This window comes from Kitasatospora sp. MBT63, assembly GCF_000710465.2.
Classification (GTDB): Bacteria; Actinomycetota; Actinomycetes; order Streptomycetales; family Streptomycetaceae; genus Kitasatospora.
The window spans coordinates 27,026-36,344 of record NZ_JAIZ01000846.1; the positions used below are offsets into that span (position 1 = coordinate 27,026).

Annotated in this window: 10 protein-coding genes and 1 pseudogene; 7 read left to right on the forward strand and 4 right to left on the reverse strand. The window is 72.4% G+C overall.

What is annotated here, in order from left to right; translation table 11 throughout:
* Positions 1-707: universal stress protein (locus AA75_RS46885; RefSeq protein WP_199520586.1), on the reverse strand; the 707-nt coding region annotated here is incomplete at its 3' end.
* A gap of 575 nt (positions 708-1,282) precedes the next feature.
* On the opposite strand from AA75_RS46885, the gene AA75_RS44605 reads away from it, so the two are divergent.
* Positions 1,283-2,935 (forward strand): ubiquinol-cytochrome c reductase cytochrome b subunit, encoded by a 1,653-nt coding sequence (locus AA75_RS44605; protein ID WP_033826297.1) that lies wholly within the window; start codon positions 1,283-1,285, stop codon positions 2,933-2,935.
* Positions 2,936-3,041: 106 nt separating this feature from the next.
* Here AA75_RS44605 and AA75_RS44610 read toward each other — a convergent pair whose 3' ends face one another.
* On the reverse strand, positions 3,042-3,440 hold the full coding sequence (locus tag AA75_RS44610; protein WP_051814499.1) for a hypothetical protein: 399 nt from the start codon (positions 3,438-3,440) through the stop codon (positions 3,042-3,044).
* A 278-nt stretch (positions 3,441-3,718) separates the two neighbouring features.
* Here AA75_RS44610 and AA75_RS44615 point away from each other — a divergent pair, with 278 nt between their 5' ends.
* Together AA75_RS44615 and AA75_RS44620 are read left to right on the forward strand one after the other, a co-directional pair.
* Positions 3,719-4,084: a hypothetical protein gene (locus AA75_RS44615; RefSeq protein ID WP_033826298.1), complete on the forward strand. Its 366-nt coding sequence runs from the start codon at positions 3,719-3,721 to the stop codon at positions 4,082-4,084.
* Between the two features lie 157 nt (positions 4,085-4,241).
* A complete protein-coding gene (locus AA75_RS44620) occupies positions 4,242-4,538 on the forward strand; it encodes a dihydrofolate reductase family protein (RefSeq protein ID WP_255369547.1) in 297 nt (98 codons plus the stop codon).
* A gap of 4 nt (positions 4,539-4,542) precedes the next feature.
* Here AA75_RS44620 and AA75_RS48870 read toward each other — a convergent pair.
* Positions 4,543-4,637, reverse strand: a pseudogene (locus tag AA75_RS48870).
* 264 nt (positions 4,638-4,901) lie between these two features.
* Here AA75_RS48870 and AA75_RS44625 point away from each other — a divergent pair.
* The 4 genes from AA75_RS44625 to AA75_RS44640 all read left to right on the forward strand — a co-directional run bounded on the left by AA75_RS44625 (position 4,902) and on the right by AA75_RS44640 (position 8,722).
* A complete protein-coding gene (locus AA75_RS44625) occupies positions 4,902-5,276 on the forward strand; it encodes a hypothetical protein (protein ID WP_051814501.1) in 375 nt (124 codons plus the stop codon).
* Between the two features lie 233 nt (positions 5,277-5,509).
* Positions 5,510-6,133, forward strand: a complete 624-nt coding sequence (locus AA75_RS44630; RefSeq protein ID WP_033826299.1) for a hypothetical protein — start codon at positions 5,510-5,512, stop codon at positions 6,131-6,133.
* 201 nt (positions 6,134-6,334) lie between these two features.
* The gene (locus AA75_RS44635; RefSeq protein WP_033826300.1) at positions 6,335-6,955 is read left to right on the forward strand and encodes an L-threonylcarbamoyladenylate synthase; all 621 of its coding nucleotides are present in this window, start codon (positions 6,335-6,337) and stop codon (positions 6,953-6,955) included.
* Between the two features lie 225 nt (positions 6,956-7,180).
* The gene (locus AA75_RS44640; RefSeq protein WP_033826301.1) at positions 7,181-8,722 is read left to right on the forward strand and encodes a Na+/H+ antiporter; all 1,542 of its coding nucleotides are present in this window, start codon (positions 7,181-7,183) and stop codon (positions 8,720-8,722) included.
* 31 nt (positions 8,723-8,753) lie between these two features.
* Here AA75_RS44640 and AA75_RS44645 read toward each other — a convergent pair.
* The coding region (locus tag AA75_RS44645; protein ID WP_033826302.1) for an NADPH-dependent F420 reductase at positions 8,754-9,319 on the reverse strand (566 nt) is incomplete at its 5' end.

Consider the following 9,319-nt stretch of genomic DNA (forward strand, 5'->3'; position numbering starts at 1 on the left):
TTGGCGGGTCCGGCGCGTACGGCGTCCTCCTCCACCGGGACGTCGGGGTAGTTCTCCTGCCAGCCGGCCATGACCTCGGCGAGGAGCCGCTGCTCCTCGGCCAGTACGTGGCCGGACTCGTACACGGGCGGGAGCGCGTGCCCCGGGCCGAGGACGATCGGGTAGCTCCAGGCGTGGATCGCCCGCAGCGGCAGGCCGCGGCGGCGGGCGCTGTCGAAGGCGAACTCGAGGATCTCGTCCGACGGATCGCGGCCCTCCACGCCGACCACGACGCCGTCCGACGCCTCGGCGGCCGCGGCCCGGACGACGACGACCGGGCAGGCGGCATGGGCGGTGACGTGCAGACTCGTGGATCCGACGAGCAGCCCCTGGAACCCGCCGCTCCCGCGTGAGCCCAGGACGAGCAGGCCGGCCGAGGAGCTGAGGGCGACGAGCGCCTCGCGGGGGCTCGCGTCCACGACCTCGCTGCCGACCTCGAGGCCCGGGTGCCGGGCGGCGACGCGGTCGGCGACCATCCGCAGCGCCTCCTCGCCCGCCCCTCGTGCAGCCCGGGCGTCCAGCGATTCCGGAGCCTGGTCGGGCTCCCACAGCCACGCGTGGACAAGGCGCAGGCTCATCCCCCGGGACTGGGCCTCGTCGGCGGCCCAGTCGACGGCCGCGCCCGCGCTCTCGGGATCGTCGACCCCGACGATCACTGGATATGCCATGACTCGCTCCTTCGCCGGCTCGCCCTTCGCTGCGGACATGCGACGCGCCGGGCCCGCCGAAGCACTCCTCGGCGCCGGGAACGCTGCCCTGCTACCGCTGCCCTACTGTCGATCGTCGGACGGCGGTCCGGCACCGGCAACCGGCACCGACTACCGGCACCGTCGGCCGTCCGCAGGCCGGACTCCCGGCGTCCGGGAGTCGGCGGGAGCTCCGGGCGGCGCGGATCGAGGTGCTGGGGGCGGCGCCCTCCGTGCGGGCACCTGCGCAGACACCCACGTACGACACGCCGCGGAGAGCACCGGATGAGCGTGCACCGGCACTCCGGCCGCGCGAACATGGTTGGGTAGCCAATCAACTACTCCCGGTGATATCCCCGGTCGCCCCGGTCCACGGTGGTCCGGCTCGCGACCCGAGGGGATTCCGGCGCCGCAGCCACACGGCCGCCGCACGGCCCGGGCCCGCCCGTCGAGAGGTCCCGTGATCACATCGATCCGCCGGCTCCAGCCGCCGGCCACGCGTTCCGTGCACGACTCATGCCGCTCCGGCGTTCGGGCGGCCCACCCGGGGAGCGGGCATGCGGGCTGACCGGCGGCGTCCGGACTCCAAGGCGGCCCCGGCCAGTACCCGGGCCGAGCCGGCCGGCCCGGGCGAGGCCCTGGCCGACTGGACCGACGGGCGCCTGGGCATCTACGCCCTCGCCAAGTCCAACCTCAGGAAGATCTTCCCGGACCACTGGTCCTTCATGCTCGGTGAGATCGCGCTCTACACCTTCGTCATCATCATCCTCACCGGCGTCTGGCTGACCCTCTTCTTCCAGCCCAGCATGTCGGAGGTCACCTACCACGGCTCCTACACCCCGCTGGACGGCGTGCGGATGTCCGACGCGTACGCCTCCACGGTGAACATCAGCTTCGAGGTCCGCGGTGGCCTGCTGATCCGTCAGATCCACCACTGGGCGGCCATCGTCTTCGTGGCGTCGATGCTGGTCCACATGATGCGGGTGTTCTTCACCGGCGCGTTCCGCAAACCGCGGGAGCTGAACTGGATCTTCGGCGCGACGCTGCTCATCCTCGGCATGTTCGACGGGTTCATGGGCTACTCGCTCCCCGACGACCTGCTCTCGGGCACCGGCATCCGCTTCATGGAGGGGGCGGTGCTCTCGGTGCCCGTCGTCGGGACGTACCTGTCGATGTTCATCTTCGGCGGCCAGTTCCCCGGGACGGCCATCGTGCCGCGTCTGTTCACGGTCCACGTCCTGCTGATCCCGGGCATCATGGTCGGCCTGCTGGCCGCGCACCTGATCCTGGTCTTCTACCACAAGCACACCCAGTTCGCGGGGCCCGGCCGCACGCAGAAGAACGTCGTCGGCATGCCGTTGATGCCGGTCTACATGGCGAAGGCCGGCGGCTTCTTCTTCCTGGTCTTCGGCATCGTGGCGGCCATGTCGGCCATCGCCACGGTCAACCCGATCTGGGCCTACGGCCCCTACCGGCCCGACCAGGTCTCCACCGACGCGCAGCCCGACTGGTACATGGGCTACTCCGAGGGTCTGGTCCGGGTCATGCCCGGCTGGGAGATCTCCGTCTGGGGCGGGCACACCCTGAACCTCGGCGTCTTCCTGCCGCTCGTGATCTTCCCGCTCGTCCTGGTCGCGATCTGGGCCTACCCCTTCGTCGAGGCGTGGATCACCGGTGACAAGCGCGAGCACCACATCGCGGACCGGCCGCGCAACGCACCGGTCCGCACGGCCTTCGGCTCCGCGTGGATCTCCCTCTACCTGGTGCTGCTGATCGGCGGCGGCAACGACCTGGTCGCCACCCACTTCCACCTGTCGATCAACGTCATCACCGACGCGGTCCGGGTCGGCTTCTTCGTCGTCCCGGTGATCGTGTTCTTCATCGCCAAACGGTGGTGTCTGGGCCTGCAGCGCCGGGACAAGGAGAAGGTGCTGCACGGCCGCGAGAGCGGGATCATCCGCCGTCTCCCGCACGGCGAGTTCATCGAGGTGCACACCCCGCTCGCGCAGGGCGACCTGTACAAGTTCACGGCACACGACCAACCCCGCCCGGAGCCGCTCCCCGTCCGTACGAACCGCAAGGGCAAGCCGCGCCGGCTCGACGTCCTGCGCTACAAGCTCTCCGAGAGCTACTTCGGCAGCACGGGCCAGATCCCCAAGCCCACCGCCGAGGAGCACGAGGCGATCAGCAGCGGCCACGGCCACCACTGACCGCCCTCACCACAACCGACCGTCCTCACCACCGGAGACCTCCGCACCGCGGGGGTCTCCGGCCGTCCGGGCCGGTGACCCGCGTACGCGCACGGCAGGCGGGGCCTCAGTGGTCGAGCAGCACCGGTACCGCGGCGAGCAGGGCGGTCACCGCCACCGCCGCCAGGCAGACCGCGGCCCACAGCCCGGCCGCCCGACGGCACTTCGAGGCGTAGTCCTGTCCCATCTCCTCCGCCCGCGCGAACGCCCGGTCGAACACACCCCGGGCGTAGCAGAGCCGGTCCCCGGTGTACGCCTGCGCGATCTCCTCCCGCTGCTCCTGGGCGAGCCAGCGGAACTGACCGGCGAACTGCTGGGCGTCCCGTTCGGCCGCGCAGACCTCCGCCTCCCAGACCAGGTACCCCTCGAGCCGGGCCAGGCCCGCGCCGGTCTGCGGGGCCTCTCGCCGCGCGGCCGGGGCGGGACTGCCCGTACGAGCCCGCCGCAGAGACCTCGCCTCGCCCATGAACTCTCCCTCGTCCGCCCGCGGCCAATTGCCCGCCCCGGAACGGCCGGCTCCATCCACCCGCCTTCGAGCGCGCCGGGCCGGCCGGTTCACCACCGAGGCGGACCACTCACTACTATCTGTGACCAATCGGCCCGCAGTCGGTCTGCCACGCCGAGTCCCGCCGGGCGGAGCCGGGCCCGGCTCGAGCTGGGCGGCCGGGCGCGTTGGAATTGCCCGGCGGGCGCGGCACCATGGACAGCAGGGCGACGCGTGTCGGCGGGAAGGGAGAGCAGCTGATGGCCGAGGAGCAGTTCTTCCACGCCGGAGCCGTCTACCGCCACTTCGAGGACGGCCGGCCCTCGGGCGAGGGGGTGTTCGTGGTCGTTCACATCGGCAAGGCGCCGGCCGGGTTCCAGTGCCCGTCCGAGGCCGCCGAGGTGGCGTTCGGGTGGCGCCGCGGCCCGGGTGCGGGCGGGCCGGACCACCCGATGGGCGCCTACATGACCACGGACTTCGCCGGCTGGCGCGAGATCGACGACACCGACCTGGCCGAACTCCTGGGCGACAGCCCCGTCCCGGCGCAGGCCGCCCCTCTCCCCGGCCGCCGGGAGCCCACCGGGGGGCCCACCGACGCCCGACGGTCCCCGATCCGGCACTGGTGACGTCCGGCCGGGCGGCCGACCACCCGTCGGCGGACCGGAGAGCATCCAAGCACGGGCCGCGAATCCTGCCCGGCGCGGGAGGCGACGTACTTCGGGACGCTGTTGAAGCGGTAGGCCCGACCTCTCGTGGGCCGGGTCCACGCTGCTCGGCCCGGACCTGGCGGGCGCGGTGCGGGAGGTCCGCGACCGGCACGGGAACGTCAAGGTCGTCGGGAGCCTGAACCTGGTGCAGACGCTGCTGCGGGAGAGGCTCTTCGACCGGCTCGACCTCTGGGTGCACCCGATCGTGCTGGGCGTCGGGAAGAAGGTATTCGACGGCGGCGCGGTGCCCGCCGACGTCACGCTCCTCGAACCGCGGACCGCCGGTCTGAACGGGACCGTGCACCTTCGCTACGGGCTCGCCGACGGCACACCCCGGACGGGCGACATGAGCGCACCCGACCGCGACGACTGAGGGGCGGAGAGGGCAGGATTCGAACCTGCGCGGGCCCCGAAGGACCCTGCTCGGCCATCGCTGGCCAGGCACCCGATGAACCGCTCCGGGCACCTCTCCCATCGGGGACCGGCCGTGTTCCGCGGCCCCTTGACGTGCCCTCAGGATGCCCCGGCGGCCTGACCCGGAGCTGACACCGGACTGACCCCACCACAGGTGAGGTCGGCACCTCCCCCAGCGGCGGACCGGTGCCGGCCGGCCACGGACAACGCCGTACGGGTGCCGGACACATCGGCCGTACCCACCTGCCGGCGGCGCGGCGAGGTCCTGCGGGCGCACAAAATGGCTGGTCACGGGTGCGGTCCGTGCAGGACTCTGAGCCGTATGCCTCGACGTCTCATGTTCGTGCAGTTGAAGACCGGTCACGACACCGACCGCGGACCCTCGTGGATCGGGTGGGTGGCCTTCTCGAGGACCTGGAGCACCGCGTACTTCCACGGGAGGACTCTGCGCCGGGCAGGGGGGATGTCCGATGCGAACTTCTACGACGTGCAGACCGACGAGGAGTTCTTGGTCTCCGGGCCGAAGCGGGACCGCACCGACACCCGCTACGGGCCCGCCGGCCCTGAGATCGAGCCGGATGCCGCCGAGGCCTACCACGCCTTCTTGGCGGGTGCGCCCCTGCCGGGGCGGGAGAACGGCCCGCTTCGCACCCGTGCGAGCGGGCTCGAAGGCGCCGTACGAGGCCGGCGCGCCTGAACCGGTACGCGGAGGTGGCTTGACGTTCCTCCCTTGACGCTGCCCGGGCGAGCCCGGCTGCCTCGCCCGTCCGGGTGTCACTACTTGACGGTATGTTTCGACTGCACGGGGGCGCGCGGACGTATCCCGCCTCCGAACCACGCGGAGGCGCCGGGTCCTGCCTTCCCCCGTCACCCCTGTGCGACCTCCGCCGCGGCCACCGGGTCGCGCGCGACACCACACCCTGGAGAGACATGACTTCGCGATTCCGGAGCGCGCGCCTCGGCGCCTCCGCCGTCATCGCCGCGGCCGCGATCGGCCTGGTGGGCGCCCCGGCCGCCCAGGCCGCGCCCGTCGGCACCGTCAACGGCGACTTCGAGGCCGGGAACACCGGCTGGTCGTCGTTCTCGACGCCCTTCGGCGGTGCCCAGCTGATCAACGCGTCCTCCGCCTACCCGGCCCGCTCCGGCAGCTGGAAGGCCGAGTTGGGCGGCCGGGGCTTCACCGGCGTCAACCGGATCACGCAGCAGGTGACCATACCTGCCAACCGGGTTCCGGTCCTCACCTTCTGGCTGCGCGTCCCCCCGCAGGGCCCGGGCGGCCTCGCCTACCGCGAGCTGGACGTCGAGGCGACCGCCCCGGACGGCACCCCGTACCTGCTGGCCAGCCGCACCAACAAGGACGGGAACGGCGCCTACGAGCAGGTCACCGTCACCCTGCCGGACGCCTTCTTCTCCACCGCCGAGAAGACCGCGATCCTCTCCTTCATGGTGGTCGAGGACAGCGCCAACAAGGTGCCGTTCCTGGTCGACGACGTGTCCATGGCCTACCGCCTCAAGATCGTCCGCCCCTGGTTCCCGCCGGTGCTGAACTTCTGATCCCCCATCGCCGACGGGAGCCGCGTCGCCCACCGGCGCAGCCGAACGTCGTCGGTACGGCTCCGGGTCGTCGAGCGCAGTGACGCGGGCGACCCGGGGACCCGGGTGCAGGGTGTGCGCCGGCTGCGCCCGGTTTGATCGTCCCCGTGGCAATGCGTCATGGATTGTCGCCGGCCGGGGCCGATCCCGTAAGGTCGGCCAATGGCGAAGTACTTCGATGTGCACCCGCAGACCCCCCAGGCCCGGACCATCGGCACCGTGGCCGACAGCCTCCGCTCCGGGTCCCTGATCGCGTACCCGACCGACTCCTGTTTCGCGCTGGGCTGCCGGATGGGCAACCACGAGGGCGTCGAACGGATCCGGTCGATCCGGCGGCTCGACGACCGCCACCACTTCACCCTGATGTGCGAGAACTTCGCCCAGCTGGGGCAGTTCGTCCAGATCGACAACGCGGTCTTCCGCGCCGTCAAGGCGGCGACCCCGGGCAGCTACACGTTCATCCTGCCCGCCACCAAGGAGGTGCCGCGCCGTCTGCTGCACCCGAAGAAGAAGACCGTGGGCGTACGGATCCCCGACCACACGGTCACCCAGGCCCTGCTCGCCGAACTCGGCGAGCCGCTGGTCTCCAGCACCCTGCTGCTGCCCGGCGAGGCCGAGCCGATGACGCAGGGGTGGGAGATCAAGGAACGGCTCGACCACGTGCTCGACGCCGTGGTGGACTCCGGCGACTGCGGCACGGAACCGACGACGGTCGTCGACTTCTCCGGCGGCACCGCGGAGATCGTCCGGTACGGGGCCGGCGACCCCACCCGCTTCGAGTAACGACTCCGGGCCGCCGGGACGGGCAGTACGGGACGGGCGGTGTCGGCCGGCGTGCGCGGCTCGGCGGCGGCGTGTCCCGCGGCCGCGCGCCGCACCCGCCCTGTCCGGCGCTGCTAAGGTCCCGATAAAATCGTCCTGGTGTGCCGGGAAGCCTGGTCGGCTCGGGGGACGACTGCAGCGATCGGGCGGCAGCGACCCCGCTCCTCGTGATGGGGTCTTTCGCAGATGCGCGCCGTGGGGATCGTCCTCTTCCTGGTGGTACTGGCAACCGCCGTGGCCACCTTCGCCCGCCGCTGGCGCGTGCCGGCACCCTCGCTGCTGGTGCTGGCCGGGATCGGCGTGGCGCTGATACCGGGCGTTCCCGCGCTGCACATCCCGCCCCAGGCGATCGCCCTGGTCGTGCTGCCCCCGCTGCTGTACGCCTCCGCCGAGGAGTTGTCGCTGCGCGATCTGCGCACGGTCTGGAAGCCGGTGACGATTCTCGCGTTCGGCCTGGTCTTCGCCTCGGCGGCGGCCGTCGGATTCGTGGCGGTCGCGGTGACCGGCCTGCCGCCCGCGATGGCCTTCGTGCTGGGCGCCGTGCTCGCGTCCACCGACCCGGTGGCGGTCACCGCGCTCGGCCGCCGGCTCGCGCTGCCGGGCCGCGTCCAGGTCCTGGTGCAGGCGGAGAGCCTGTTCAACGACGCCACCTCGCTGGTGCTGTTCAAGGTCGCCGTCGGCATCGCGGTGGCGGCGGGCGGTGCGGTGAGCCTGCTCGCGGCCGGCGGGGAGTTCCTGCTGCTCGGCGGCGGCGGGAGCCTGATCGGCGCCGCCGTGGCCGGGCTGGTGTGGCTGATCCGCCGCCGCACCACCGACCCGGTGCTGGAGACGGTGATCGCCCTGGTCACGCCGTACGCGGCGTACGTGGTGGCGGAGGCCGGGCACACCTCCGGGATCACCTCGGTCGTGGTCGCCGGCGTCCTGCTGGGCCGAGGCGGCCACCGCCTCACCGACGCCCACATCCGCCTCCAACTGCACGCCGTCTACGCGGTGGTGGTGTTCATCCTGGAGAGCGTGGTGTTCAGCATCGTCGGTCTGGAGCTGCCCGCCCTGGTGCGGGACCTGCCCGCGGGTACGGGGTGGTGGCCGGTGCAGGCCCTGGCCCTGGCCGCCGTGCTGATCGCGGTCCGGGTGCTGTCGACGCTGCCGCTGACCCGGGCCGTCAGGCCTTCCCGGGGCCGGATGTCCTGGCGGGTGGCCGGGGTGGTGACCTGGGCCGGTACCCGTGGTGTGATGCCGCTGGCCGCCGCCCTGTCGATCCCGCTGCTCGCGAGCGACGGCACACCGCTGGCGGGACGCCCGCTGGTGCTGGTGCTGACCACGGCGGTGGTGGTGTTCACCCTGGTCGTCCAGGGGCTGACGCTGGCGGCCGTGGTCAACCGCTCCGGCCTGGCGCTGGAGCCCGAGCACACCGCCCGTGAGGAGGCGGAGGCCAGGGACACCCTCAACCACGTCGCCCTCGCCCACGTCGAGGAGCTCGCGACCCTGGAGGTCATGCCCGAGGCCGTGATCGACCGGGTGCGGCGCGGGCTCAGCGCCCGCCTCGACCGCAGTGTCGACGGCCCGGACGGCAGCACCGTCGACGCCACCTACCGCGAGCTGCGGCACGCGGTGATCGCCGTACAGAACAGCGAGTTGCACCGTCTCTACGACGAGCACCGGATCAGCGACACCACCCGCCGAACGATCCAGCAGGACCTCGACCGTGAGGAAGCCGCACTCGGCTGAGCCTGCCCGCAGGAGCGGTGCGCCGTGCGGGTCAGCGGGCGATCGAGATGGCGAAGGGTGTGAATCCGTCGGCGCGGATGACGTGCGGGACGAAGAGGATGGCGGCCTCGGTGGCGCGGGCGGTGCGGATTGCGCCGAGGTCGGTGATCCAGTCCTGGTGCCAGCCGAGGTCGGTGAGCAGGTCGCGGACGGTCTGCTTGGCCTGCGGGTCGTCGCCGGAGAGGAACGCGGTGGGCGTCCGGGTGAGGGTGGCCGGGGCGGTCATCACCGGGAAGAGCATGGTGTTGAGCGTCTTGACGACGTGGGTGTCGGGGAGTGCCTCCTGGAGCTGCTCGGCGAGGCTCGAGCCGGGGTGGATCAGGTCGCCCGGCAGTCCGTCCGGTCCGTCGACGGTGGCGTTGGAGACGTCGATGAGGATCTTGCCGCGCAGCTCGTCCCGCAGGGCCGTGAGCCGTTCCAGGGAGCCGGCGCCGGGGGTGGCGTTGATGACGACCTCGGCGCTGCGGGCGGCGTCGGCGGCGTCGCCGGGCGCGCGGTCCGCGACGGTCACCTCGTGGCCGGCCCGGGTGAGGGCGGCGGCCAGGTTGCCGCCGACGC